This window comes from Rhizobium sp. AAP43, from assembly GCF_001296045.1.
Taxonomy (GTDB): Bacteria; Pseudomonadota; Alphaproteobacteria; order Rhizobiales; family Rhizobiaceae; genus Allorhizobium.
Window position 1 is genome coordinate 110,575 of the sequence record NZ_LJHS01000002.1, and the last position, 24,358, is coordinate 134,932.

The window sequence follows — 24,358 nt, forward strand, 5'->3', positions numbered from 1 at the left end:
TGATTGACTCTTTCGAAACCCGCCACTATAAGCCGCGCACGTTCGGTTAAGGCCAAGCGCCGCAGAGCCGTGCGACAAATCCAACGCTCTTGCAATTCGTTGCAAACCCAAGAAGGGCCGCACACCGCGGTATTAAATAAATGTCGAAGCGTACTTTCCAACCTTCCAAGCTTGTTCGCAAGCGTCGCCACGGCTTCCGTGCGCGCATGGCAACCAAGGGCGGCCGTCAGGTCCTCAACGCTCGCCGCGGTCGCGGTCGCGCGAAGCTTTCGGCCTAAGGGCCGATGCGCCCGACGAGATGACGGGCGCATGACGTCCCAAGACAACAAGACATCTGTCGGCCGGCTGAAACGCCGGCCCCAGTTTCTCGCCGTGAGACACGGCGAAGCGCGCAAGGGTCGACTCTTCCTTCTCGAGGTTCTCGATCGCAAAGATGATGCGCAGCCCCGCGTGGGCTTCACAGTTACCAAAAAACACGGCAATGCAGTGGAACGCAACCGCATGCGTCGCAGGCTGAAAGAAGCAGTGCGACTGAATGCAGCGTTTGCAATGAAGCCGGGACACGACTATGTCATTGTCGCCCGGCGCGAGGTGCTCGAAGCGCCGTTCGAACAGTTGTCCAAACAGCTCGTTCACCGCATTGAAAACCGCCAGACCAACAACGGTCGACCGCAGAAGACCGGTTCCAGGAAAGAGTGATGCAGAACAATCGCAACTATTTCATCGCGATCGGCCTATCGGTGCTGATCGTCCTTGCCTGGCAGTTCTTCTACATGAACCCGCGCATCGAAGCGGAACGCCGCGCCCAGGAAGCTCAGGTCGCCCAGCAGCAGGCGCAGACCGAACAGCAGGCGGCAACGAGCCCGGCCGCGACCGTGGAAGGCACGCTTCCCGCCGGGGCCGCTGCCCCGAACGCTGAGGCCGCTGCTCCGAGCGCGCCGCGCGTGGCCATTGAGACACAGGACCTGGTCGGCTCGATCAATCTTGCTGGCGCTCGCTTTGACGAGCTCAAGCTCAAGCAGTATCGCGAGACCGTTGATCCAAACAGCCCGATCGTGACGCTGTTCAATCCGGCCAACACTGCCGACGCCTATTTCGCTGAACTCGGCTTCATTGCCGGAGACAATGCTGGCACGGTTCCCGGTCCGAACACGATCTGGACGGCCCCTGCAGGCGCCAAGCTGACCGAAACGACGCCGGTGACGCTGACTTTCACCAATGAAGCCGGCCTGACCTTTGCCCGCACCATCTCCGTCGACGAACACTACATGTTCACGATCGAAGACAAGATCCAGAACAACGGAACCGCTTCTGCAAGCGTGGCACCCTACGGCCGCATCACGCGCTACAACAAGCCCACCACACCTTCGATCTTCGTGCTCCATGAAGGCTTCCTCGGCGTCATCGGCGCGGACGGCAGCCTGACCGAGCAGAAGTACAAAGATATCGAAGATGAGAACGTGACCCACGCATCCGCCACCGGCGGCTGGCTCGGGATCACCGACAAGTACTGGGCGGCATCGCTTATTCCGCAGCAGACCCTTCCGTATGAATCGCGCTTCTCGCACTTCACTGACGGTCAATCGCGCTATCAGGCCGACTACAAGAACGACGCTGTGAGCATCGCGGCCGGCCAGAGCGCCTCGGTCAAGACACTTCTCTTTGCCGGTGCCAAGCAGGTTCCCGTCATCGGCGGCTACGAGGAAAGCCTCGGCATTCCGAAGTTCGATCTCATGATCGACTGGGGCTGGTTCTATTTCTTCACCAAGCCGATGTTCAAGATGATGGACTACTTTTACCATCTCGTCGGCAACTTCGGCGTGGCCATCCTGTTGACAACGATCGTCGTCAAGGCCCTGTTCTTCCCCTTGGCCAGCAAGCAGTATGCATCCATGGCCAACATGAAGCGCGTGCAGCCGAAGCTTGAGGAGTTGAAGGCGAAGTATGCCGACGACCGCATGGGCCTGCAGCAGGCGATGATGGCGCTCTACAAGGAAGAAAAGATCAATCCGGTGGCCGGCTGCTGGCCGATCCTTCTGCAGATCCCGGTCTTCTTCGCGCTCTACAAGGTCATTTACGTAACCATCGAGATGCGCCACGCCCCGTTCTTCGGCTGGATCCAGGACCTTTCGGCGCCCGATCCGACCACCTTCATCAACCTGTTTGGTCTTCTGCCCTTCGAAGCCCCGACCTTCCTGCATCTTGGCGTCTGGCCGATCATCATGGGTATCACCATGTGGCTGCAGATGCGCATGAACCCGACGCCGCCGGATCCGACTCAGGCAATGCTGTTCAACTGGATGCCTGTGATCTTCACCTTCATGCTCGGCAGCTTCCCGGCCGGTCTCGTTATCTACTGGGCCTGGAACAATACCCTGTCGATCACGCAGCAGGCCCTGATCATGAAGCGCCACGGCGTAGAGATCGAGTTGTTCAAGAACATCCGGAACATCTTCAGGCGCAAACCCGCGCAGACGAAGTGACCCTCCCAGCCCCGGCATTAAGCCGGGGCTTTTTCTTATCCGGTAAACATGACGATGACTGCACCCAGCGCCACTTCCCCCGCCCGATCGTGGATCGGCATCGCCCTTGTCTTCGGCGCAGCCGTTGCCTGGAGCTATGGCGGGGCCATACAGCGGTTCATCGGGGTGGACGACGGCTGGACCATCGTCTTCTGGCGCTGTCTGTTCGCCGGCCTGTTTCTGATGGCCTTCATGCTGCTGCGGGACGGCCCCAGAGGCACCGTCCGGCTGTTCCAGGCGATGGGGTGGCCAGGTGCGGCCATTGCTGCCGGTTTCGCCCTTGTATCGACCTGCTTCGTGCTGGCCGTGACCATGACGCCCGTTGCCAATGTCGTGCTCTTCATGGCGTCGATTCCGCTGTTTGCCGCGCTTCTGGCGCGTATCGCGCTTGGCGAGCCGATCACACCGCTAACCTGGGCATCCATCGCTGCGGTGATCGCGGGCGTTGCCGTAATGGTCTCTGCATCGATTGGTGAGGGCGGGTCGGCTCTTGGCCTCGCCCTTGCCGCGACCATTGCCGTTACCTTTGCTGGCATGACCGTTCTGACAAGACGCTTCCCGGGCATCCGGATGACACCGGCGGCGTCTCTCGGGTGTTTCATCGCCTCATTCTTTGCCGCAACCCAGGCCGGTAGCTTTGCAGTGGGCCTGCAGGACCTTGCGCTGCTCTTTGCCTTCGGCGCGCTGAATCTTGGTCTTGGCATGGCGCTTTACGTGACCGGTGCGCGGATGATCCCCTCTGCGCTGGCAGCCCTGCTCGGCACCACGGAGATGATACTGGCGCCAATCTGGATGGTTCTGCTGCATGCCGAGGTGCCATCCGCCCGCATTCTTCTTGGCGGCGGCATCGTGATGGCGGCGCTGTTTACCTACCTAATCAGCCACTTCATGACCGAGCGGCGCAACCGTTTCCGCGCTGCGGCTTGACTTTCCGGCTTAAAACCCGGATTCCACCGGGCTTACGAAAGGCCAAGCCATGCGCGACCCAAATCAGAGAAGTGACCATCCGTTGTTTGTTCGTCCGTGGATCTTCATCCGCGGCGTACCGTCCATGGACTTCCTGCCGCCCGAGGGACCGCTGGAAGTGGCTTTTGCCGGTCGCTCGAATGTCGGCAAGTCGTCATTGATCAATGCCTTGGTTGGACAGAACGGGCTCGCCCGCACGTCCAACACGCCTGGCCGCACCCAGGAACTCAACTACTTCGTACCCGACGGCTATTCCGGCCAGGGCGATGACCTGCCACCGATGGCTCTGGTCGATATGCCCGGCTACGGCTACGCGCAGGCACCGAAGGAACAGGTCGATGCCTGGACCAAGCTGGTCTTCGATTATCTGCGGGGGCGTTCTACGCTGAAGCGTGTTTATGTTCTGATCGATAGCCGCCACGGCATCAAGAAGAATGACGACGAGGTGCTGACGCTTCTCGACAAGGCTGCGGTGTCCTACCAGATCGTGCTGACCAAAACCGACAAGATCAAGGTTGCCGGCGTGCCGCGGCTGATTGCCGAAACGCTGGAGAAGATCAAGAAGCACCCTGCCGCCTTCCCTGAGGTCCTTTCGACCTCGTCGGAAAAAGGTGACGGCCTTGAGGACTTGCGGGCTGCCATCTCTATGGCTGTCGGCCAGTCCTCGTGACAAACAGGCGTTTCGACTAAAACGCGCCCGGTGATTTCCTCACCGAGCGCGCTTTTTTTTTGCATCATCGATATGCTTGATGCAGGGCCGTCCCCGTAGCTTACTGAGAACGCCCCTGCATCCGGGCTTTCAAGCCCGTTTCCATTACATCTTCGGCAGGATGACCGTGTCGACGACGTGGATGACACCGTTCGACTGCTTGACGTCAGCGATGGTGACGGTCGAAACGCCGCCGTTCTCATCCGTCAGGGTGACCTTGCCGTCAGCGGCCTTTGCCTTCAGCGTGCAGCCGCCGACGGTCGGGACGTCATGCGAACCACCGTCATCGGCGATCATCTTGACGAGGGCTTCTGCCATCACGCTCTTGGCAACGACGTGGCAGGTCAGAACCTTGGTGAGCTGCGCCTTGTTCTCAGGCTTCAGCAGCGTGTCGACAGTGCCAGCCGGAAGCTTGGCGAAGGCATCATTGGTCGGCGCGAAGACGGTGAACGGGCCTGCACCCTGGAGTGTCTCAACGAGGCCTGCGGCCTGGACAGCAGCAACCAGCGTGGTGTGATCCTTCGAGTTGACGGCATTTTCGACGATGTTCTTGGTTTCGAACATTTCGCCACCGCCGACCATCGGATTGGCGGCGAAGGCGGATACGGTGCCAGCGAGAAGGGCGGCGGTGATTGCGAGCGGGCGAAGGGCGATCTTGAACATTACGGTTTCCTCTGTCCTTGGTGTTCTTGAAAGCGTCCTTGCGATTTCGGCCGCCGGACGCCTGAGTGGGATCCCTCTACTGGGGACACCACTAAGGACGGACGGCTTCGAATAGAAGTTTCAAAGGCGACGAGATTTTTTCTCGTCGCCTTTTCATGTCTTTGATAATTCTTGTGAAATTATAAATTCAGGGGCGAATTGCGCCAAGTGCCAAGACCGGACCGGTGGCTTTTCCGGTCGGAGATCCGCCAAATGGCTCAAGGCTGACAGCGAGGACCACGCCATCGATCAGGCGCGCCCGCAGGTCTTCAGGCACTGCAATCTCGCCCTGCCCGGTCTGCGGCAATACGCCAAGCGATATCGGCGACTGCTCGCCTTCAACCAGCCAGAGCTCCAGCGATTTCTGCTCATTGCCTCCGGCCGCGACCGGGGTAACTGCCAACTGGCCGGTGCGTGAATCGTAACTTGCGAGGAGCGCAATGGCGCTATTGTCGCCCGCAAGCTCCGCGGTGAGTGGTGCAACTTCTTTCTGCGGCCGTAGCTGCGGCGCCCATTGCAGGCCCACGACGAGGGCAAGCCCACCAATCGCAGCAAAGGAGATACCGCGCCATAGCCAGAGGGCATTCCACAGCCCGCGCGCCGCCCTCACTTCAGCAACAGCCGGAAAGAGCCGCTGCTCGATCTTCGCAAACAGCGGGTCCGGCGGTAACGTTTCGGCAAAATCGTCGTTGAACTGGGTGAGATTGTCTTCCCAACGGCGCACAACAGCGGCGAACTGCCGGTCGTGGAGCAGACGTGCCTCGACCTCGGCTCTTTCAGGCATGCCGAGAACGCCGAGAACATATTCTCCGGCCAGGACCTCGTCCCGCGATCTGTCACCCTTGCTCTGGTCGGGCGTGCTCATCCATGCATTCTCTCAGTTTCAACAGGCTGCGTCGCAGCCATGTGCGCATCGTGTTCAGCGGAACGGCGAACTTATCGGCCAGTTCCTGGTACGATAGCCCCTCGACATAGGCCTGTCGGACGGCCAGCGCCCGATCAGGATCCAACGCCTCCATGCATGTGTCAATGCGTGCGCCCTCAGAACGCAGCATCGCCGACTGTTCAGGGTCCGGGCCGAGATCGGCCAGATCTTCCGCTTCGTCCAGGTCCTCACCCTGCGGCCGCCTCGCCCGCAAGCGGTCGATGCAGCGGTAGCGCGTGATGGCGCATAGCCATCCATAGGCGTTAAGGCCATCACCCGTATAGCTGCCGGCCTTGTTCCAGATCTTGACGAAAACGTCCTGCAACGCCTCTTCGGCATCGCCCCTGTCCTTCATCATACGAAGGCAGATGGCAAAAAGTTTCGGCGAAACTTTCTGATAGATCGCCGAAAACGCCGCACGGTCGCGCAGGGCCACACGGGCCAGCAGCTCGCCGATGTCATCGCGTTCCATGTATCCCCCGTCTCCAGCCCGATGCAATGTAGCGCAATATTGTCGTTCGACAATGCGACAGCACGAAGATGCATGTCATCCCGCGCTTATATTGCAGGACGATTATTCCATCGCGGCAACAGTTGCGCTAAAAGGCCGCCATTCAATGCGAGGTTTCCCATGTCAGCGTCCGAAAGCGAAATCCAGGCCCGCCTTCTTGTTCAGGCCCTGCCCTTCATGCAGCGTTACGAGAACAAGACCATTGTGGTCAAATATGGCGGCCACGCCATGGGCAATCCCGAACTCGGCAAGGCCTTTGCCGCCGATATCGCGCTCCTGAAGCAATCCGGCGTCAACCCGATCGTCGTGCATGGCGGCGGGCCGCAGATTGGCGCCATGCTCGCCAAGATGGGAATCGAATCGCGCTTTGAGAACGGCCTTCGCGTCACCGACCAGAAGACGGTCGAAATCGTCGAAATGGTTCTGGCAGGCTCGATCAACAAGGAGATCGTCGCGCTCATCAACCAGACCGGCGAATGGGCGATCGGGCTCTGCGGCAAGGACGGCAACATGGTCTTTGCCGAAAAGGCGCAGAAGAAGGTTCGCGATCCCGACAGCAATATCGAGCGCGTGCTCGATCTCGGCTTTGTCGGCGAGGTGGTCGAGGTCGACCGCACCCTGCTCGACCTGCTCGCCCGCTCCGAGATGATTCCGGTCATCGCCCCGGTCGCGCCCGGCCGCGATGGCGCGACCTACAATATCAATGCCGATACCTTTGCCGGTGCCATCGCCGGCGCGCTCAATGCCTCGCGCCTGCTCTTCCTCACCGACGTTCCCGGCGTGCTCGACAAAAACGGCAAGCTGATCAAGGAACTCTCGGTCGCCGAAGCCCATGCGCTGATTGCCGACGGCACGATTTCCGGCGGCATGATCCCGAAGGTCGAGACCTGTATCGAGGCTATCAAGGCCGGCGTGCAGGGCGTCGTCATCCTGAACGGCAAGACTGCCCATTCCGTGTTGCTCGAACTCTTCACCGAAACCGGCGCGGGCACACTGCTCGTTCCCTGAGCGAATGATGGCTTGAACCTCTGTCGATCACTCGATCGGCAGAGGTTGCTCCAGTCTCTTACTGGCAGGCGTCGTCGTTTGCATCGACAACACAGCCACGAGCACGATGGCATAAGCTACGAAATTGTAGATCAGCCCGAGCGCCAAGCCCTCGGCATAGACCGCCTTTCCGGTTAGACCCTCGGCGGCATTGCGAACGAGGTCCGAGAAGAAAATCTCGCTGACAATCGCAATGCCCAGCACGCTACCCATCTGCTGGATCGCCTGCAAGGCCCCGGATCCGGCACCGGCATCTTGCGGCGGCACGCCCGCCAGAACCAGTTGAAACATCGGTGCGATTGCGATGCCCATGCCAAGGCCGCTCAGCAGGAACCAGGGCAAGAGCGCCATACGATCAATGGTCTCGCCGACCGTCTGGATCTCGGCGCGCAACAATCCCATGCCGACGATGACCATCACCACGCCCACGATGACCCGAATGCGTGGCGTTACATTGCCGAGACGACCGGAAATCAGGGATGCTACAAAGATCCCGACCGAAAAGGGAACAGTGGTCACGCCGGATTGCAGTGGCGTGAGGCCATAGCCCTGCTGGAGGAACATCGCGAAGATCAGAAAAAAGCCGGGCAAGGTGGAGAAAAAGGTCGCCGTCATCAGCGAGCCGATGACGTAGTTGCGGTTTTTCATCAGCGGCACCGGCAGCAGTTCGGGACCACCCATCCGGTGTTGACGCCGTTCCCAGAGCGCGAAAGCCAGACCGACAGGCAGGGCAATCGCAAGCATGACGAAACACCAAAGCGGCCAGCCGAAGCTCCGGCCTTCGATCAGTGGGAAAATCACGCAGAAGATCGTTGCTGCGGCTAGCACGATGCCGCCGAAATCGTTCTTGATGCCCGGCTTTGGCGGCAGCGACGGGATGAGCTGCCATCCGAGTAGGATAGTCACGATACCGACCGGAATATTGATCAAAAAGATCGGCCGCCAACCGAGGCCCAGGACATCAAGGCTGATCAGCCAGCCGCCGAGAATGGGGCCTGAGACCGAAGCGAGGCCGGCGCTGAGACCAAAGAGCGAAAAGGCCGCCGCCCGCTCCTTCGGCGGAAACATCATCTGGGCGATCGCCAGCACCTGCGGCGTCATGACGGCTGCCCCGGCCCCCTGGAGGAGGCGTGCAGCCACGAGCGAGCCGATTCCGGGCGCCATGCCGCATAGCAGGGACGCAAAGGTGAAGGCCGCTACGCCAGCAATGAAGACCTGCTTCTTGCCCCTGACATCCCCCAGCCTGCCGAATGGGAGAAGCCCCAAGGCAAAGACCAGCACATAACCTGCAACGACCCATTCTATCTGGCTTGAGGTCGCGCCCAGTTCCGACTGCAGGCTGGGCAAAGCGACATTGACGATGGTTACGTCCAGCAGGTTCATGAAGTTTGCCAGCATCATCACCGCCAGCGCTGTCCACCGTTTCGGATAGGGATGCTGTGCTGCGGCGGCCTCGGCGCTTATGGGTTTTGCGCGGGCAAGAGGGGCGGCGGCGGGTTGATCGGTCTGCATTGCTCTCTCCCCGGCCGACAGGCGCGTTTACTGCCTCCGGTGTATCGTGAGCTCCCAGCCTCTGCAACCGCCCGTTCCCGACCCGACAGCGCGGGTATCAAACCAGAACCAGCAACAACACTCCGAGGACGATCAACAGACAGCCCGCGATCTCCAGGCGATTGATTTTCTCCTTGAAGATGAAGAGTGCCGAGGCGAAGGTGAAGAGCATTTCCACCTGGGCCAGTGCCTTGACCACAGCCACCTGCTGCAGCGTCATCGCGATAAACCAGCCGAAGGATGCTGTGGCCCCAACGAAGCCGACCAAGCCGCTTATCTTCCATGCCGCCCGGATGCGGGTAATCTCCTCACGCTCACGCCAGAGCATCCATGCCAGCATAACAACCGTCTGCACGACAATGACCACGCAGAGCGTATAGCCGGCCTGTACGATGGCATCCGGCTTCGGCAGACTTGGCGCAAGCGAAAGGGAGGCTGCGCGGTATGCAATTCCAGACAAGCCGAAGAAGAAGCCGGAGGCAAGGCCAATCAGCGCCGTGGGGTTGCCGACCGATGTGATGAGCGCAACTGGCCTGAGTGCCGTACGGGCAACCGAAATGGCCATGACGCCAAGAATTGACACGAAGATCGCCGCCAGCGTGCCCGTGGTGATCGTCTCGCCGAACAACAGAAGAGCGATGAGCGCCGCCTGGGCCGGCTCTGTGCGCGAATAGGCCGTACCGACGGCAAAATTGCGAAAGGAGAAGAGGTGGACGAGGAGAAACGTGGCGGCTATCTGAGCCAGCGCGCCAACAACAGCCCAGCCAGCAAAAATCGAGCCGGGCACCGGCATCGGTCGGTCAAGGCCGAAATGAAGTATGCCGAGATAGAGGAAGGCAAAGGGCATGCCGAAGCCGAAGCGAACGAAAGTCGCGCCGGTGGTGCCCATATGGCCTTTCAGATGTTTCTGCAGTACGGAGCGCATATTCTGAAGGAAAGCGCTGCCGATCGTTATGATGGCCCAAAGTTCCATGGGTGGTAATCCGGAATATGCTGCCGCAATCTCCAGTGAGGGCGGCTTGCGAGACAGGAAGAGTGACGCAGTTCTATGACGGCCGGATCAGCCTTCATGCACCATCGTCGAGAAGACCGGATGGAAGCGCGACGGCAGGCGCTTGCGGTCCTGAAGGACCACGAACACTTCAAAACTGCATGTCGGCATTTTCTTTCCCATTCCCATCGAATAGCACTTCCCGGAACGCCGACAAATCCTATTTTGCTCGGGCGCCCAATGCCATCCCGTCCATAGCCGATGCATTTCCATGCTGCCGGCCTCTGTCATAAGATGATCATGACCCTACCTCAGAAGCTCCCAGCGCCTGCCGATTTCGCCCATGTTCAAGATTGGGTCTTCGATCTCGACAACACGCTCTATCCGCATCACATCAACCTTTTCGCGCAAATCGATCGCAACATGACGGGATTCGTGGCCGAACTCCTGCAAATGGCGCCGGACGAGGCGCGGGCATTGCAGAAACGCTATTACCACGAACACGGCACGACGCTGGCAGGCCTGATGCTGCATCATAAGGTCGATCCCAACGCCTTTCTGGAGCGGGCGCATGCGATCGACTATTCGCTGCTGAAGCCGGATGAAGGGTTGGGCGCTGCGATCAAGCGACTGCCGGGGCGTAAATTCATCTTCACAAACGGTACGGTCGCTCATGCCGAAGCAGCAGCGCGCGCGCTCGGCATCCTCGACCATTTCGATGACATCTTCGACATTGTCGCGGCCGACTACGTTCCAAAGCCAGCAGGCGCGACCTATGACAAGTTCGCCGCGCTCAATCGCGTCAATACGAAGAACGCCGCAATGTTCGAAGACCTGCCACGGAATCTGATGGTACCCAAGGCACTGGGGATGAAAACCGTTCTCCTGGTCCCCCGCAACCTAGGGACAGCAATCCTCGAAACCTGGGAACGGGTCGAGCATATCGACGAAGGCAGTGTCGATTTTGTTACCGACGATCTGACCGGTTTTCTCGGTCACATCCTGGAAGACGCTGCATAGGTCTGGCCAAGCTTACCAAAGTTTCATCCAGCTTACCGATCGTTAAGTAGGTTGATTGCGAGCGCCGGGTTAGTTTCGGGACATCGAAACAGGTCACCGAAAGGATCCCAGATGAACGGCAAGACCCTTACCCTTACGGCCGTGGCGGCCTCTCTCCTGCTTGGCACGGCGGCTTCTGGCGCCTACGCCCAGGGACATGGCGACCGTCGTGGTCCCGGTCGCGGCGGCCCGGAAGTGCGCTTCGTGCAGATGTTGCAGATGGCCGACACGAACAAGGACGGCAAGATCGCCAAGGACGAAGCCAAGACGGCAGGCGAGGCGCTCTTTGTCTCGATCGACGCTGACAAGGATGGTACGCTGACACCAGGCGAAATGCGCCAGCATCACGAAAAAATGCGGGCCGAAATGCAGGCCGCTCGGGCAGCTGCGAAGGCGAATGCTCCGGACGATGAAACAGCCGTCGGCCCTGGCGAGGACGGCCCTGGTCCTGGCGACATGGCAGAAGGCCCAGGCGGCGGCCGCCATGATGGAAAGCATCATGAGGGCAAACGTCACGGCTGGCACGGAGAGCGTGCAGACCGGGGTGAGCGCGGCGAAGGTCGCGATCGTGGCCTTGGCGGCATGGGTGGTCCTGGCCGGATGATCCGCGTTGCTGACACAAACGAAAACGGCCAGATCAGCAAGGCGGAAGCAACCGCCATGGCGGACAAGATGTTCGACCGTATGGACACAAACAAGGACGGGTCTATCAGCGCCGACGACATGCCGAAGCGGCCGATGATGTTCCGCTAAGGGCGGGCTTCACCCATTCCTGATGAAGCAGTGCGGCCCCTTATGGGGCCGTTTCTTCGTTGAGATCATAGAAATCGGCAATGATCTGCCAGGCTTCTTCCGCCGTCTCGGCGAAGTGCAGGAGATCGAGATCCTCCGGCGCAATGGTGCCGAAGGCGGCCAGCGCCTCGAAATTGATGATGTCGTGCCAGAAGGCCTTGGAAAACAGGATCAACGGGATCGGCGCCATACGCTTGGTCTGGATCAACGTGACCGCCTCGAAGAATTCGTCGAGTGTTCCGAAGCCACCGGGGAAGATGGTGATCGCCTTGGCGCGCATCAGGAAATGCATCTTCCGGATGGCGAAGTAGTGAAAATTAAAGCTCAGCTCCGGCGTGACATAGGGGTTCGGTGCCTGCTCATGCGGCAGCACGATGTTGAGACCGACTGACGGCGCACCAACATCGGCGGCACCGCGATTGCCGGCCTCCATAACCCCCGGCCCGCCACCGGTGACGACGACATATTCGTGATAGTCGCTGCGCAGAGATTGCTTCGAGCATTGCTGGGCGAACTTGCGCGCTTCCTCGTAGTAGATCGAGGCGTTCTCCAGGTTCTTCTTCTGAATGTCGTTCTTGGCCGCCCAGGCTGCCTGACCGGGGGCTGGAATGCGGGCGCCGCCGAACATCACCACGGTGGACTTGATGTTGCGCTCGGTGAGGATCATCTCCGTCTTCAAGAGTTCGAGCTGCAGGCGCACCGGCCTCAGCTCTTCCCGGCAGAGGAATTCATCGTCGGCATAGGCAAGGCGATAGGAGGGCGAAGCCGATTGCGGGGTCTTCGGGATGACCTCTGCCGTCTGCCGATCGGTGGAACTGTCCTTCAGCGGATCCCAGGAGCCATCCTTGCGCCGGTGCTTGCCGTTCTTCAATTTCGCCATGCCTCTTCCTTTCGTACGCACAGGTCCGCACAGCTGTTTTCAGACAGCTTCTAATGCGCTAGAGCTTTGCGCGAATTTTCGATCAGATGCTGATCGCTTCATCCCCAAGGTAGACAACGAAGTTTAAGGAATTCAGATGAGCGCCTCCGATCTCTCCCAGCTCGAACACGTCATCGAGGCGGCCTTCGAGAACCGCGACACGGTCTCGACGGCAACCAAGGGCGAAATTCGCGATGCCGTCGAAGAATCCCTCAGCCTGCTCGACAGCGGCAAAGCCCGCGTTGCCACCCGGGGTGAAGACGGCACCTGGACCGTGCATCAGTGGCTGAAGAAGGCCGTGCTTTTGTCGTTCCGCCTCAACGACATGGAAGTGGTCAAGGGCGGCCCCGGTGCTTCCACCTGGTGGGACAAGGTACCGTCGAAATTCGAAGGCTGGGGCGAAAGCGAGTTTCGCTCTGCCGGCTTCCGCGCCGTGCCGAACGCTGTCGTTCGCCGCTCGGCTTATGTTTCCAAGGGCGTGGTTCTGATGCCGTCCTTCGTCAATCTTGGTGCCTATGTCGGTGAAAACACCATGGTGGACACCTGGGCAACCGTCGGCTCCTGCGCCCAGATCGGTGCGAACGTGCATCTGTCCGGCGGCGTCGGCATCGGTGGCGTGCTGGAACCGCTGCAGGCTGGCCCAACCATCATCGAGGACAACTGCTTCATCGGCGCGCGTTCGGAAGTCGTTGAAGGCTGCATCATCCGCGAAGGCTCGGTGCTGGGCATGGGCGTTTACATCGGCAAGTCGACCAAGATCGTCGACCGCGCCACCGGCGATGTGATGTATGGCGAAGTGCCGCCCTACTCCGTCGTCGTTGCCGGTTCGATGCCCTCGGCCAATACCATCATGGCAAATGGCCTGCCCGCGCCGCATCTCTACTGCGCCGTCATCGTCAAGCGGGTCGACGAGAAGACCCGTTCGAAGACAGGCATCAACGAACTGCTGCGCGACTAAGCGCCCCTGCCGCGGCAATGCCCTTGCCGCGGCGCCCCTCTGCCCCCTCGGCAGATGACAGTATCTGAGGGATCGACTACTTCTCGCTCGTATCATTCCGTGCCGCACAGCCGTATGAACCGGTGGCAGGCCAATCCCGTAAAGCTCGACATGAACGCGACTAATCCTCTCGCCGTCCTTCAGGCCCTTATCCGCTGCCCTTCAGTCACGCCTGCAGAGGGTGGCGCACTTGATGTGCTTCAGTCTCTTCTTTCGCCGCTGGGTTTCGCCGTCGAGCGGATGATCGCGCAGGATGAAAACACGCCCGACATCGAGAACCTCTATGCGCGCGCCGGGAACGGCGGACGACATTTAATGTTCGCGGGTCATAGCGACGTGGTACCCGTCGGGGACGAAAAGGCCTGGAGCCTCGGGCCATTTTCCGGCGAGGTGAAGGACGGCATGATGTATGGCCGCGGTGCCGTCGATATGAAGGGCGGGATTGCGTGCTTTATCGCCGCCTATGCCCGGCTGGTCGAAGCCGGCCGTGTGCCTGTTGGCTCGGTCTCGCTGCTGATTACTGGCGATGAGGAAGGTCCTGCCGTCAACGGAACGACCAAACTTCTGCAGTGGGCTGCCGAGCGCGGCGAGCGCTGGGATGCCTGCCTCGTCGGTGAGCCGACCAATCCCGATGCGATCGGCGACATGATCAAGATCGGCCGCCGGGGATCTGTTTCCGGAACGGTCACGGTGCGCGGGGTGCAGGGCCATGCGGCCTATCCGCATTTGGCGGACAACCCGGTGCGGGGTGCGCTGTCCATGGCAAAGAGCCTGATGGTTCCGGCCTTTGATGCAGGCTCCGACAACTTCCAGCCATCCAATCTGGAAGTGACGACGATAGACGTCGGCAATCCGGCGACCAATGTCATTCCCTCGAGCGCCAGCTTCAAGTTCAACATCCGCTTCAACGACCTTTGGGATGCAGACACGGTGAAGGCCGAAATCCTGCGCCGCCTTGATGCCGCAGCAGCTGATGCAGATCTTCGTCCCGGACGCGACCCCATCGGCTATGACATCGTCTGGTCGGAACGGCCGAGCCATGTGTTCCTCACTCGCGACAACGCCCTCATTGCATCGCTCACTCGCGCTGTCGAAACAGTCACCGGTCGTGTGCCGAAGCTGTCGACGACCGGCGGCACGTCGGATGCACGCTTCATCAAGGATTACTGCCCGGTGGTGGAGTTTGGCCTTGTTGGCCAGACGATGCATATGGTCGACGAACGGGTGGCCGTCGACGACCTCGAAACCCTGACCGTGATCTATCAGACCTTCATCGAGCAATGGTTCGCCAATGCCGACGCTGCGTGAGGTCGAAATCTATCTCAGGGGCCTCTGGCTTCTGTTCCGGCAGGATGGCTCAGGCCTTGCCCATTTGGATTTCTCTGACCGCGGCGCCCTGCGTTCCTTCTGGGCGATACTCTGGGCAGCCCCCGCGATCCTGATCTCTTTCGCCTGGTGGCGCATTCTCTATCTGCAGGACCTGCCACCCGGCCAATCCGTCGGCGGACTGTTCTTTTTTCGTCTGACGCTGATCGAAGCGACAAACTGGATCGTACCGCTTGTCATGGTCGGTATAGTCTGCTGGGTCATCGGCATTGGTGAGAAGTTCGCGTCGATCGTGGTCGTCACCAACTGGCTGGCGCTGCCGGTTTCTTACGGATACGGCGTGCTGGTTCTGCTAATGATGCTGGTTCCGACCCTTGGCGGCATCGTCACCTTGCTCTGGTTCGTCCTGACCATTGCCCTGATCTCGGCCCTGTTCCGGATTTTGCGCATGATTGTCGGCGATCACGTGCTGACGGTTGCGACCATTATTCTGGTCCTGCTCGTGCCCTCCATGATCCTCTCAGAAATCCTGCAAGGCTATCTCGGCATCCTGCCCGCCTGATAAGTGCCCATCACGGATCGCCCGGATAATCCACCCGCATGAAGTACAGGCCTGTCGGCGGAGCGACCGGGCCGCAGGCCGCCCGGCTGCGGGCCTCAAGAGCTGCGCGTACATCGGCGGGGGTCATCTTGCCCTCGCCCGCCAGCTTCAACGTGCCAGCGAAAGATCGGATCTGATTGTGCAGGAAGCTCTGGGCCGTGGCCCGGATTTCGATCAGGTCGCCATCCCGCGTCACATCAAGCCGATCCAGCGTTCGGACGGGACTGGCGGCCTGACAATGAACTGAGCGGAAGGTGGTGAAGTCATGATGGCCGACGAGCTGCTGTGCCGCCTCATGCATGGCTTCGTGATCGAGCAGTTTCGGCACCCACCAGGCGCGGTTCGCCTCCAGTGCCAGCCGCGCCGGTCGGGTGATAATCCGATAGAGGTAATGACGGCGTAGCGCCGAGAAGCGGGCATCGAAGTCATCGGCAACGGCCTGAACGTCGACCACGGCCACCTGTTCGTCGGCCATAGCCAGATGGGCGTTCAAGGCATTGCGCAGCTTGACCGGAACCCAGTCACGGGAGAGATCGGTGTGAACCACCTGGCCCCTGGCATGAACGCCTGAATCGGTTCGTCCAGCCCCCCTAACGATCACGGTTTCGGCCGTCAGTGCGAGGATTGCCTTTTCGAGAGCCGCCTGAATCGAATGGCCGTTTTCCTGCCTCTGCCAGCCGACATAGGCGGAGCCGTCATATTCCACGGTCATCCGGAAACGGGGCATCAGGCGATCACCGTCCCCTTGGCCACGGGCGTTCCGCGCAGGAAGTCTTCACCCGGCAGCGGCTTGCCGCCCGCCTTCTGCAGGCGCACAAGACTGACAGATCCGGTTCCGCAAGCGATCGTCAAGCGGTCGTCCACTACCGTACCGGGTGCACCTAAGGCGCCGACGGCCTGCTCCAGATGGGAGCCAAGAAGCTTTACCCGTTCCGGCTTGCCATTGACTTCGATTTCGGTCCAGGCACCCGGGAACGGCGAAAGCCCGCGGATGTGATTGTGGACGTCTGTCGCCGGCCGGCTGAAATCGACGCGGGTCTCCGCCTTGTCGATCTTGGCAGCGTAGAGCACGCCGTCATCCGGCTGCGAAACCGTATCCAACCTGCCCTCCTCCAAGAGCCCGATCGCCTCGACCATAGCCTCGGCGCCGATAAGGCTCAGCGCGTCATGCAGTTCGCCAGCGGTCATGTCCGGCGCGATTGTCAATTTGCGGGTCAAGGCGACGGGGCCTGTATCCAGCCCCTTGTCCATCTTCATGACCATCATGCCGGTCTCTGCATCTCCGGCCATGATTGCCCGTTGTATGGGGGCGGCACCGCGCCAGCGCGGCAGGAGCGAGGCGTGACCGTTATAGGCGCCGAGACGTGTGCCATCGAGGATTGACTGGGGCAGGAGCAAGCCATAGGCGACGACGACGGCCACATCAGCCTCAAGCGCCACGAAGGCGTCCACGTCGGCCTTATCGCGAAAATTAACGGGGTGACGGACCTCGACGCCGAGGCTTTCCGCCGCCTGATGCACGGGTGATTTCTGCAGGTCCAGCCCACGTCGGCCACCCGGACGGGGCGGCTGGGTATAGGCCATGACGATCTGATGGCCGGCTGCATGCAGCGCCTTGAGCGTGGCTACGGAGAAATCCGGCGTGCCCATGAAGATGATGCGGAGTGCCATTCTCGTCTCGCCTTCAAGCCTTGTGGGAACGCATTGGCGGACCCGACATGTTCAAACCGCTCAGATCTTCGAGCGAGCGGCCTTGGTGAACCGCTTGATCACCATCTCGCGTTTGAGACGGGAGATATGATCGATAAAGAGGACACCGTTGAGATGGTCGATCTCGTGCTGCAGGCAGGTTGCCAGCAAACCGTCGGCTTCAACCGTCTGCTCCTTGCCGCTTCTGTCGATGGACTTCACCGTGACAGCTGCCGGGCGCTCGACTTCGGCATAATAGTCCGGGATCGACAGGCAACCCTCTTCATAGACCGAACGCTCCTCAGAGCTGGTAACGATTTCGGGGTTGATGAAGACGAGGGGCTGCCGCTCCTCGCCCTCCTTGGCAACATCGATCACCAGAAGACGACGCGGCACACCGACCTGGATGGCCGCAAGGCCGATGCCGGGTGCGTCATACATCGTCTCCAGCATGTCATCGACGAGCTGGTTGAGTTCGGAATCGACACGCTCGATCGGCGCAGAGACCTGTCGCAGAAGCGGATCGGGCAAAATGATGAGAGGCTTGATGGTCATGCCGCTCCCTTAGCGCATGTTCGATACGGAGGAAATCGAAAAACGCGCCGATTTCCGTCCGCAAACGTCGATCAGGCGGCCCTGCGTCGCCCGCCATGCGTCGGTGTGCCTGCAACGTCTCCATCCACGCGTGTCTTGATGTGGCTGAGCAGTTCGACAAGCCCTGCGACTTCGGAGCGCAAGTGGCGTGTCTCTTCGGATGTCCGGTCAACCATATCACTGTTTTCATGGGTAAGAACGTCGATATCGCGGGTTGCTTTGTTGACCTCACTCAGGCCGAGCGCCTGGTCCCGGGCAGCGGTCGCTATATCCGACACGAAGGTATCAATCGCATCGATGCGGGCGATGATGTCGGTCAGGGCTTCACCGGTACCAGTGACAAGGCCGACGCCTTCCTTCACCTGGTCAGAACTCTGCGAGATGAGTTGCTTGATTTCCTTCGCAGCGTCAGCGCTGCGTTGGGCAAGCTGGCGAACCTCTTGTGCAACGACAGCAAATCCCTTGCCGGCATCACCAGCACGGGCGGCTTCGACACCTGCGTTGAGCGCCAGCAGATTGGTCTGGAAGGCGATCTCGTCGATGACGCCAATGATCTTGAAGACCTCGGTCGACGACTTTTCGATTGCCCCCATGGCGGATACGGCACGGGACACCACGTCACCGGAAGATTTGGCTTGCTGTTGTGTCTCGCGGACGGCAAGCGAGGCCCGCTCGGCATTCGAGGCTGTCTGGCCAACACTGACCGAAAGCTGCTGCAAGGCCGTTGAGCTTTCCTGCACACCGCTGGACTGACGTGCAGTGCGTCCAGCCAGCTCGCCCGAGACGCGGGCGATCGTATCGGTGCCAGTAAGAATGCCTTCCGACGCACGGCGAACCGCCGCGAACGACACGTTCAGACGATCCACGGTCTCGTTGTAGAAGTCAGCCATCTGGCGGAAGTTTTCCGGCAGATCCGTTGTCATTCTCGCCTCAAAGTCGCCTTGGGCCAAAGCTTCCAGGCCCTTACGCAGATGCTCCATTGCGATCGCCTGATCGGCCTCGACGCGCGCGCGTTCTTCTTCCAGCGTCCTGCGGCGCTGCTCGAGCTCGTCGAGATAAACGGAAATCGCATAGTCCATGTCGAGCATTGCGGCCTTTACGATAGCCCGCTGCTTATCTGCAAGGTTTGCCGCATGTTGCTTGCCGAATGGGAATGGCCAGTGTTTGACGAGAACGCCAGCCAGAAGTTCACTGACCAGCATGGAATAGCCGCCGATATACCAGCGTGGTTCCAGGCCAATCCGTGCATGGGCCTTGCCGACTGCGGTCACGCCACGCACGTAGTTCTCGTCGAAATTGCCGCTCGCAACATTGTCCCAGTGGCCGACCTGCGCCGATTTCGCACCGTTCATGTGCCCCTTGTCGCGGAAGTGTCCGACAATGCGTGGGGTTCTTGAGATCTTGGCATACAACTTGTCAAGCGCGCCGCCGATCACATCCCGAATGGTGGGCCGCAATTCACTCAGCGTATTGCGCGTAGACTGATCAATCTCCAGGAAGTCCAGGCGTTCGGCAAGATCTTGGTTTGGCTTCGGGGTCATGGACACAACGCGATTCGTTCACAAAGTTAAGGTTAAACAAATCTCTCACTTATTTCTGAACAGGAACTAAACGGAATGCCTCGTTGACCAACTTCGTGACGGCTGTCCGCTCACCGTCAGATCCGAGGAGCTGTTTTTTCGATCGGGGATGTTCACTCTTTGATCTGTAGGCGGCGGCCGAATCAGCTATTATCGGCGCATGAACATCCAAGACATTCCGGCGGTGACCATCGGCTCAGTCACCCTTTCACCCGTGCTGCTCATGTCGCTTGCGGCAGCCGTGGTACTGATCCCAATCCTTCTCGCGTTGATTAGCGCACACCGCGCATCGCGGCAGCGGGCAGACATGATGGAGCAGGCCCTGCGGCGTGACGAGGCTGCGGAGATGCGGTTGGCCGAACTTCTGAAAGCCCAGGCCGAGATGCAGGGGCGCCTGGCGACCATGGCCGAAGTGTTCGGCAGCCGGCAGGCGGAGCTGAACCAGTCGATCAGCCAGAGGCTCGACGGCATGACGCATCGGCTCGGTACGACGATCACCGAGCAGACAAAATCGACGCATGACAACCTTCGGACGTTGCAAGAACGGCTCGCGGTGATCGACGCTGCTCAGAACAACATCCAATCTCTCGCCAAGGATGTTGTCGGTTTGCAGGCGATCCTCTCCAACAAGCAGACCCGGGGCGCCTTTGGCCAGTCGCGCATGGAGACAATCGTGGCCGACGGTCTGCCGATGGGAGCGTACGAGTTCCAGTCGACCCTTTCGAACGGTTCACGGCCAGACTGCACAATCCGCATGCCAAACAACTCGCCGCCACTGGTCGTCGATGCCAAGTTTCCTCTGGAGGCATGGAATACGATCCGCGAAACCGAGAATCCGGACCAGAAGAAAGCCGCAGCCCAGCAATTCCGCCGCGACATGGAAGTCCATATCCGGGACATTTCCGAAAAATACCTGCTCGCCGGCGAGACCCAGGAGATGGCGTTTCTCTTCGTGCCATCGGAATCGATCTTTGCCGAAATCCACGAGAACTTCGAGGGTATCGTGCAAAAAGCCCACAGGCAGCGCGTAGTGATCGTTTCCCCGTCCCTCCTGATGCTGTCTATCCAGGTCATCCAGGCCGTTCTCAAGGATCAGCGGATGCGTGAACAGGCGCACCTGATCCAGGGCGAGGTGGTGCGCCTGATGGAAGATCTTGGACGTCTGGACGACCGGACACGCAAACTGCAAAGCCATTTCCTCGCCGCTCAAAAAGATGTCGAGCAAATCATCACCTCGTCCGACAAGATCGCCAAAAGGGGTGCAAAAATCGAAGCGATGGAGTTCCAGACCGCAGGTGCCTTGCCGCCGGGAGAGGAGCCTCAAGCGCAGGCCGTCGAGAGCCGGAGCGGCCTGCTCAAGCTGAGGGTTGTTGACGAAGACTGAGGGGCTGGTCCAAAAGAGCGCAGACAGCAAACAGGATCAACGCCCATGATCACCGTCTTCGGCTCTATCAACATGGACCTAGTTGCCACCACACCCCGGCTTCCCAGCCCCGGTGAAACCGTACCGGGCACCGGATTTGCCACCGCAGCCGGGGGCAAGGGTGCCAATCAGGCGCTGGCGGCCCGGCGGGCTGGCGCGACAGTGAACATGGTGGGGGCCGTTGGACAGGATGAATTTGCGAGCCCTGCGCTCGACCTCCTCGAACGAGCCGGCACCGATCTTTCCGGCGTCGCCCATGTCGAGGGCCCGACCGGCACGGCACTGATCCTTGTGGGCGGTGACGGTGAGAACATGATCGCTGTTGTTCCCGGCGCGAATGGCACGGTCAATTCGTCCCAGGCCGAAGCGGCTGTATCCTCACTACAACCTGGCGACTTCCTCATGCTCCAGCTGGAAGTGCCCGCTGATGCTGTCAAGGCGGCGCTCGTTGCCGCCAAGGCGAAGGGCGTTCGCAGTGTTTTGAATACTGCTCCGCTGACGGCAGATGCCGCAGAACTGGCCGCGCTGGCGGATATCGTCATCGCCAATGAGACCGAATTTGAATTGCTGACCGGCCGCGAAACTCTTGAACCTTCCGCCCGTGAGGCGTTGCTGATGGAGATGCATGGCAAGACGGGTCAAATCCTGATCGTCACGCTTGGTGCGGATGGGGTTATTGCTGCACAGGGTGGCACACTTCACAGGACGAAGGGGCTGAAGATCGAGCCGGTCGATACCGTCGGCGCTGGCGACACGTTCTGCGGCTATCTCGCGGCCAGTCTCGATTCAGGGGTTTCTTTCGACATGGCCCTGCGGCGCGCCGCGGTTGCGGGCTCGCTGGCATGTCTCACGGCTGGCGCACAGCCGTCCATTCCGCTCGCTGCGGACGTCGATGCGTTGACTTAATATCGGTCACATCTGGATCTGTCTTAGTCTAGCATTAAACAATCGCACATAGCTTTGCCGTGCGAGGGTGCGTCACTGCGCGCCTGGCTGTGCCATGACGGCGCGATGCCGATGCGTCTGTGTTCCGATGCTCCTGCCACCGAGGCTCCCATGCTCGCCTTCCTGTCGCGATCCATTGCCGCAAAACTGCTTGTTGTCACCGGTGTTGCCATCGCACTGGTTCTTTTCCTTTCTAATTTTATTCTGATCTCGCAGACCCGCGACCGCGTTCACTCCCTGATCATGCAACAGGCGAATGCCGAGGCGAAATCGATAGCCGAAGAAATTGCCGGCGACATTGGGGAACTGGCCAGTGCTGCACGCACGATGGCCGGCGTCATTGGGCGCGGACATGACGGCAAGTCGCTGGACAGAGCCGGAATTACCAACGTCCTGAAAGCCAATCTGGAGCAAAACCCTTTCGCTTTTGGAAGCTGGATGGCAGAGGAACCGCTGGCGATCGACGGCCAGCAAGATGCGATCAAGGGCAAGGCGGAACTTTCGGCCAACGATCAAGGCATTTTCACACCCTACTGGTCCAAGGATCGTAACAACGCCATCCAATTCTCCACCTTCCCCGCGAAGTATGAAGCAGAGTGGTACTCATTGGCTGCCAAAAGCGGAAAAGGGGCGATTACTGCACCCTATCTCGCAGAAGGCACCGATGTCCCGACGACAATGAGTTCGATTGCTTATCCGGTCATGTCCGGCGGGAAGATGATCGGCGTCAGCGGGGTCGACATCTCGCTGCTGTCACTTTCGGAAAAACTGAAGGCATTGAAGCCATTTGAAACCGGCCGTGTCTTGCTGGTTGCCCAAGGCGCCGAATGGCTGGTCGCCCCTGAAGATGGTCTGCTGATGAAGCCCTATGAGGCACAAGGGGTAGACGCTCTTAAGACTGCCCTGTCGAGTGGCAAGGGCAGTCTGCTGGCAGATCTCGACAATGAAGGCGGAGAGGGTTTCGACCGTCTGCTCTATCCCTTTGCAGTCCCCGGCGTTAACGCGACCTGGGCCGTCATTGTCGACATTCCCCATGCAGCCATCAGCGCGCCTGTAGAAGCTCAGACGACGATGATGATCATCGGGGGTATCATCGTGCTCGGCGCAGTCATGCTGACATTGTTCCTCGCCGTCCGCTCTCTCGCGCAGCGTCCACTGCACGGCCTCGTCGACGATGTCGAGCGGATGTCGAAAGGCAATTACGACACGGATGTTTCCAACCAGGGGCGTGAAGACGAAATCGGTCTCGTTGCCAAAGCGCTTGACGGTTTCCGTCATCGCCTGGCTGAAAGCCATATGCTTGCGGCCGAGGCCGAGAACCAGAGGACATCGGCGGAAGGTGAGCGGCGTCGGCACGAGCAGGCACGCGACAGCGCTGCTACCGAACAGCAGCAGGTCGTCGCAGCGCTCGGCAAGGGTCTTGCAGAACTCTCCAGTGGCAATCTTACACATCGGATTGCGGAGGAATTCCCCGGCGAGTACGCGACACTGAAACGCGACTTCAACAGCGCAGTCGCAAGCCTTGAGCAGGCGATCGCCTCGGTCAATGGCAGCGTAGTCAACATCTCCGCTGGCACCTCAGAGATTTCCGAAAGCGCGGCCGACTTGTCTCGACGCACCGAACAGCAGGCGGCAAGCCTTGAGGAAACGGCGGCGGCGCTCAACGAGCTCACCGAACAGGTCAACTCCAGCGCCGATAACGCAAAGACAGCCGCCACGACCGTGAGCCTGGCAGTGAAGGATGCCGAAAAGTCCGGCGAGGTGGTCCAGAAGGCCGTGACCTCGATGCATGGCATCGAGCAATCATCGCAGGAGATTTCCCGCATCATCAGCGTGATCGACGAAATCGCCTTCCAGACCAACCTGCTGGCGCTCAATGCCGGCGTTGAGGCGGCGCGGGCTGGGGAAGCGGGCAAGGGTTTTGCCGTCGTTGCCCAGGAAGTACGCGAGCTTGCACAGCGTTCGGCCAATGCTGCGAAGGAGATCAAGACGCTGATCAACACTTCGGCCGCCCAGGTCAAGGACGGGGTCGAATTGGTCGGCGAAGCCGGTCTGACGCTTGAGAAGATCTCGCTGCAGGTCATGCAGATCAATGGGCTGATCCGCCAGATTTCCGGTTCAGCCAGCGAACAGGCCGTCGGGCTGAAGGAGATCAACCAGGCCGTCAACCAGATGGACCAGGTTACCCAGCAGAATGCGGCCATGGTCGAGGAAACGACAGCGGCCAGCATGACGCTGCGCAACGAGTCGGATACGCTGAAAAACCTCGTTGCCCGGTTCCAGGTTTCAGGTTCACAGGCTGGCGGCCGCGCATCTCATGTCGCCGCACTGACGGCAACGGCGCAAACGCTTCGCACTGCCGCCGCGCCGACTGGCTATCAGACCGCTCCACGGAAGGTGGCGGCCGGTGGCGGGGCTGCGAGTGGAGGAAGCTGGGAAGAGTTCTGAGACGAGCGTTCGTAGCAGCAAGACAATCAGGGGCGCCAACTGGCGCCCCTTCTCTATTGCA

24 protein-coding genes are annotated in these 24,358 nt (G+C 60.1%); 14 read left to right on the forward strand and 10 right to left on the reverse strand.

Annotated elements, in window-relative coordinates; genetic code table 11:
- Positions 1–140: 140 nt before the first annotated feature.
- Genes rpmH through yihA form a run of 5 tightly spaced genes read left to right on the forward strand, consistent with a single transcriptional unit; the run spans position 141 to position 4,158 of the window.
- Complete coding sequence (gene rpmH / locus IP76_RS00605) at positions 141–278, forward strand: 50S ribosomal protein L34 (RefSeq protein ID WP_054156232.1); 138 nt, start codon at positions 141–143, stop codon at positions 276–278.
- A 31-nt stretch (positions 279–309) separates the two neighbouring features.
- On the forward strand, positions 310–699 hold the full coding sequence (gene rnpA, locus IP76_RS00610) for a ribonuclease P protein component (protein ID WP_054156233.1): 390 nt from the start codon (positions 310–312) through the stop codon (positions 697–699).
- The gene (gene yidC / locus IP76_RS00615; protein WP_054156234.1) at positions 699–2,483 is read left to right on the forward strand and encodes a membrane protein insertase YidC; all 1,785 of its coding nucleotides are present in this window, start codon (positions 699–701) and stop codon (positions 2,481–2,483) included. The genes rnpA and yidC overlap by 1 nt, the downstream gene beginning before the upstream one ends.
- Positions 2,484–2,537: 54 nt before the next feature.
- Positions 2,538–3,449 carry a DMT family transporter gene (locus IP76_RS00620; protein WP_054156424.1) on the forward strand — a complete coding sequence of 304 codons (912 nt, stop codon included), beginning with the start codon at positions 2,538–2,540 and terminating at the stop codon, positions 3,447–3,449.
- A gap of 49 nt (positions 3,450–3,498) precedes the next feature.
- Positions 3,499–4,158 carry a ribosome biogenesis GTP-binding protein YihA/YsxC gene (gene yihA, locus IP76_RS00625; protein ID WP_054156235.1) on the forward strand — a complete coding sequence of 220 codons (660 nt, stop codon included), beginning with the start codon at positions 3,499–3,501 and terminating at the stop codon, positions 4,156–4,158.
- Positions 4,159–4,302: 144 nt separating this feature from the next.
- On the opposite strand, the gene IP76_RS00630 is transcribed toward yihA, so the two are convergent.
- The 3 genes from IP76_RS00630 to IP76_RS00640 form a co-directional block, all read right to left on the reverse strand.
- Positions 4,303–4,860, reverse strand: a complete 558-nt coding sequence (locus tag IP76_RS00630) for a fasciclin domain-containing protein (protein WP_054156236.1) — start codon at positions 4,858–4,860, stop codon at positions 4,303–4,305.
- Between the two features lie 187 nt (positions 4,861–5,047).
- Positions 5,048–5,764, reverse strand: coding sequence for an anti-sigma factor (locus tag IP76_RS00635; protein WP_054156237.1), 717 nt, complete (start codon positions 5,762–5,764; stop codon positions 5,048–5,050).
- Positions 5,736–6,296, reverse strand: coding sequence for a sigma-70 family RNA polymerase sigma factor (locus IP76_RS00640; protein WP_054156238.1), 561 nt, complete (start codon positions 6,294–6,296; stop codon positions 5,736–5,738). Before IP76_RS00640 ends, IP76_RS00635 begins: the two co-directional genes overlap by 29 nt.
- A 159-nt stretch (positions 6,297–6,455) precedes the next feature.
- On the opposite strand from IP76_RS00640, the gene argB reads away from it, so the two are divergent.
- Positions 6,456–7,343: an acetylglutamate kinase gene (argB, locus tag IP76_RS00645; RefSeq protein ID WP_054156239.1), complete on the forward strand. Its 888-nt coding sequence runs from the start codon at positions 6,456–6,458 to the stop codon at positions 7,341–7,343.
- A 27-nt stretch (positions 7,344–7,370) separates the two neighbouring features.
- Here argB and IP76_RS00650 read toward each other — a convergent pair whose 3' ends face one another.
- Positions 7,371–8,894 carry an MFS transporter gene (locus IP76_RS00650; protein ID WP_082352357.1) on the reverse strand — a complete coding sequence of 508 codons (1,524 nt, stop codon included), beginning with the start codon at positions 8,892–8,894 and terminating at the stop codon, positions 7,371–7,373.
- A gap of 97 nt (positions 8,895–8,991) precedes the next feature.
- The gene (locus IP76_RS00655) at positions 8,992–9,906 is read right to left on the reverse strand and encodes an EamA family transporter (RefSeq protein WP_054156240.1); all 915 of its coding nucleotides are present in this window, start codon (positions 9,904–9,906) and stop codon (positions 8,992–8,994) included.
- A gap of 318 nt (positions 9,907–10,224) precedes the next feature.
- Here IP76_RS00655 and IP76_RS00660 point away from each other — a divergent pair, with 318 nt between their 5' ends.
- Together IP76_RS00660 and IP76_RS00665 are read left to right on the forward strand one after the other, a co-directional pair.
- A complete protein-coding gene (locus IP76_RS00660) occupies positions 10,225–10,944 on the forward strand; it encodes a pyrimidine 5'-nucleotidase (RefSeq protein ID WP_054156426.1) in 720 nt (239 codons plus the stop codon).
- Between the two features lie 111 nt (positions 10,945–11,055).
- Positions 11,056–11,736, forward strand: a complete 681-nt coding sequence (locus tag IP76_RS00665) for a calcium-binding protein (protein ID WP_054156241.1) — start codon at positions 11,056–11,058, stop codon at positions 11,734–11,736.
- 40 nt (positions 11,737–11,776) lie between these two features.
- On the opposite strand, the gene IP76_RS00670 is transcribed toward IP76_RS00665, so the two are convergent.
- Positions 11,777–12,655: an LOG family protein gene (locus IP76_RS00670; protein ID WP_054156242.1), complete on the reverse strand. Its 879-nt coding sequence runs from the start codon at positions 12,653–12,655 to the stop codon at positions 11,777–11,779.
- 136 nt (positions 12,656–12,791) lie between these two features.
- On the opposite strand from IP76_RS00670, the gene dapD reads away from it, so the two are divergent.
- The 3 genes from dapD (at position 12,792) to IP76_RS00685 (ending at position 15,579) form a co-directional block, all read left to right on the forward strand.
- Entirely contained in the window at positions 12,792–13,652 is an 861-nt protein-coding gene (gene dapD, locus IP76_RS00675; RefSeq protein ID WP_054156243.1) for a 2,3,4,5-tetrahydropyridine-2,6-dicarboxylate N-succinyltransferase, read from the forward strand.
- Between the two features lie 150 nt (positions 13,653–13,802).
- A complete protein-coding gene (dapE, locus tag IP76_RS00680) occupies positions 13,803–14,999 on the forward strand; it encodes a succinyl-diaminopimelate desuccinylase (RefSeq protein WP_054156427.1) in 1,197 nt (398 codons plus the stop codon).
- Positions 14,983–15,579, forward strand: a complete 597-nt coding sequence (locus tag IP76_RS00685) for a hypothetical protein (protein WP_054156244.1) — start codon at positions 14,983–14,985, stop codon at positions 15,577–15,579. Before dapE ends, IP76_RS00685 begins: the two co-directional genes overlap by 17 nt.
- A gap of 10 nt (positions 15,580–15,589) precedes the next feature.
- Here IP76_RS00685 and truA read toward each other — a convergent pair whose 3' ends face one another.
- The 4 genes from truA to IP76_RS00705 form a co-directional block, all read right to left on the reverse strand.
- Entirely contained in the window at positions 15,590–16,345 is a 756-nt protein-coding gene (truA, locus tag IP76_RS00690) for a tRNA pseudouridine(38-40) synthase TruA (RefSeq protein ID WP_054156245.1), read from the reverse strand.
- Positions 16,345–17,289 (reverse strand): methionyl-tRNA formyltransferase, encoded by a 945-nt coding sequence (gene fmt / locus IP76_RS00695; RefSeq protein WP_054156246.1) that lies wholly within the window; start codon positions 17,287–17,289, stop codon positions 16,345–16,347. The genes truA and fmt overlap by 1 nt, the downstream gene beginning before the upstream one ends.
- 60 nt (positions 17,290–17,349) lie before the next feature.
- Entirely contained in the window at positions 17,350–17,862 is a 513-nt protein-coding gene (gene def, locus IP76_RS00700) for a peptide deformylase (protein ID WP_054156247.1), read from the reverse strand.
- Positions 17,863–17,933: 71 nt separating this feature from the next.
- Positions 17,934–19,442: a globin-coupled sensor protein gene (locus tag IP76_RS00705; protein ID WP_054156248.1), complete on the reverse strand. Its 1,509-nt coding sequence runs from the start codon at positions 19,440–19,442 to the stop codon at positions 17,934–17,936.
- 199 nt (positions 19,443–19,641) lie between these two features.
- Between IP76_RS00705 and IP76_RS00710 the strand changes: the two genes are divergently transcribed.
- The 3 genes from IP76_RS00710 (at position 19,642) to IP76_RS00720 (ending at position 24,297) form a co-directional block, all read left to right on the forward strand.
- Positions 19,642–20,865: a DNA recombination protein RmuC gene (locus tag IP76_RS00710; RefSeq protein ID WP_054156249.1), complete on the forward strand. Its 1,224-nt coding sequence runs from the start codon at positions 19,642–19,644 to the stop codon at positions 20,863–20,865.
- 45 nt (positions 20,866–20,910) lie between these two features.
- Positions 20,911–21,810, forward strand: a complete 900-nt coding sequence (locus IP76_RS00715; protein ID WP_054156250.1) for a ribokinase — start codon at positions 20,911–20,913, stop codon at positions 21,808–21,810.
- Positions 21,811–21,921: 111 nt separating this feature from the next.
- Positions 21,922–24,297, forward strand: coding sequence for a methyl-accepting chemotaxis protein (locus IP76_RS00720; protein WP_245281353.1), 2,376 nt, complete (start codon positions 21,922–21,924; stop codon positions 24,295–24,297).
- Positions 24,298–24,358: the final 61 nt, after the last annotated feature.

Coding starts and splice junctions, on each gene's coding strand:
- IP76_RS00635 (WP_054156237.1), bottom strand. CDS start 5,764: ATGAGCACGCCCGACCAGAGCAAGGGTGACAGATCGCGGGACGAGGTC.
- IP76_RS00660 (WP_054156426.1), top strand. CDS start 10,225: ATGACCCTACCTCAGAAGCTCCCAGCGCCTGCCGATTTCGCCCATGTT.
- IP76_RS00710 (WP_054156249.1), top strand. CDS start 19,642: ATGAACATCCAAGACATTCCGGCGGTGACCATCGGCTCAGTCACCCTT.
- IP76_RS00715 (WP_054156250.1), top strand. CDS start 20,911: ATGATCACCGTCTTCGGCTCTATCAACATGGACCTAGTTGCCACCACA.
- fmt (WP_054156246.1), bottom strand. CDS start 17,289: ATGGCACTCCGCATCATCTTCATGGGCACGCCGGATTTCTCCGTAGCC.
- IP76_RS00720 (WP_245281353.1), top strand. CDS start 21,922: ATGCGTCTGTGTTCCGATGCTCCTGCCACCGAGGCTCCCATGCTCGCC.
- dapE (WP_054156427.1), top strand. CDS start 13,803: ATGAACGCGACTAATCCTCTCGCCGTCCTTCAGGCCCTTATCCGCTGC.
- IP76_RS00685 (WP_054156244.1), top strand. CDS start 14,983: ATGCCGACGCTGCGTGAGGTCGAAATCTATCTCAGGGGCCTCTGGCTT.
- IP76_RS00620 (WP_054156424.1), top strand. CDS start 2,538: ATGACTGCACCCAGCGCCACTTCCCCCGCCCGATCGTGGATCGGCATC.
- yidC (WP_054156234.1), top strand. CDS start 699: ATGCAGAACAATCGCAACTATTTCATCGCGATCGGCCTATCGGTGCTG.
- rnpA (WP_054156233.1), top strand. CDS start 310: ATGACGTCCCAAGACAACAAGACATCTGTCGGCCGGCTGAAACGCCGG.
- def (WP_054156247.1), bottom strand. CDS start 17,862: ATGACCATCAAGCCTCTCATCATTTTGCCCGATCCGCTTCTGCGACAG.
- rpmH (WP_054156232.1), top strand. CDS start 141: ATGTCGAAGCGTACTTTCCAACCTTCCAAGCTTGTTCGCAAGCGTCGC.
- IP76_RS00630 (WP_054156236.1), bottom strand. CDS start 4,860: ATGTTCAAGATCGCCCTTCGCCCGCTCGCAATCACCGCCGCCCTTCTC.
- truA (WP_054156245.1), bottom strand. CDS start 16,345: ATGCCCCGTTTCCGGATGACCGTGGAATATGACGGCTCCGCCTATGTC.
- dapD (WP_054156243.1), top strand. CDS start 12,792: ATGAGCGCCTCCGATCTCTCCCAGCTCGAACACGTCATCGAGGCGGCC.
- IP76_RS00705 (WP_054156248.1), bottom strand. CDS start 19,442: ATGACCCCGAAGCCAAACCAAGATCTTGCCGAACGCCTGGACTTCCTG.
- IP76_RS00650 (WP_082352357.1), bottom strand. CDS start 8,894: ATGCAGACCGATCAACCCGCCGCCGCCCCTCTTGCCCGCGCAAAACCC.
- IP76_RS00655 (WP_054156240.1), bottom strand. CDS start 9,906: ATGGAACTTTGGGCCATCATAACGATCGGCAGCGCTTTCCTTCAGAAT.
- IP76_RS00670 (WP_054156242.1), bottom strand. CDS start 12,655: ATGGCGAAATTGAAGAACGGCAAGCACCGGCGCAAGGATGGCTCCTGG.
- argB (WP_054156239.1), top strand. CDS start 6,456: ATGTCAGCGTCCGAAAGCGAAATCCAGGCCCGCCTTCTTGTTCAGGCC.
- IP76_RS00665 (WP_054156241.1), top strand. CDS start 11,056: ATGAACGGCAAGACCCTTACCCTTACGGCCGTGGCGGCCTCTCTCCTG.
- IP76_RS00640 (WP_054156238.1), bottom strand. CDS start 6,296: ATGGAACGCGATGACATCGGCGAGCTGCTGGCCCGTGTGGCCCTGCGC.
- yihA (WP_054156235.1), top strand. CDS start 3,499: ATGCGCGACCCAAATCAGAGAAGTGACCATCCGTTGTTTGTTCGTCCG.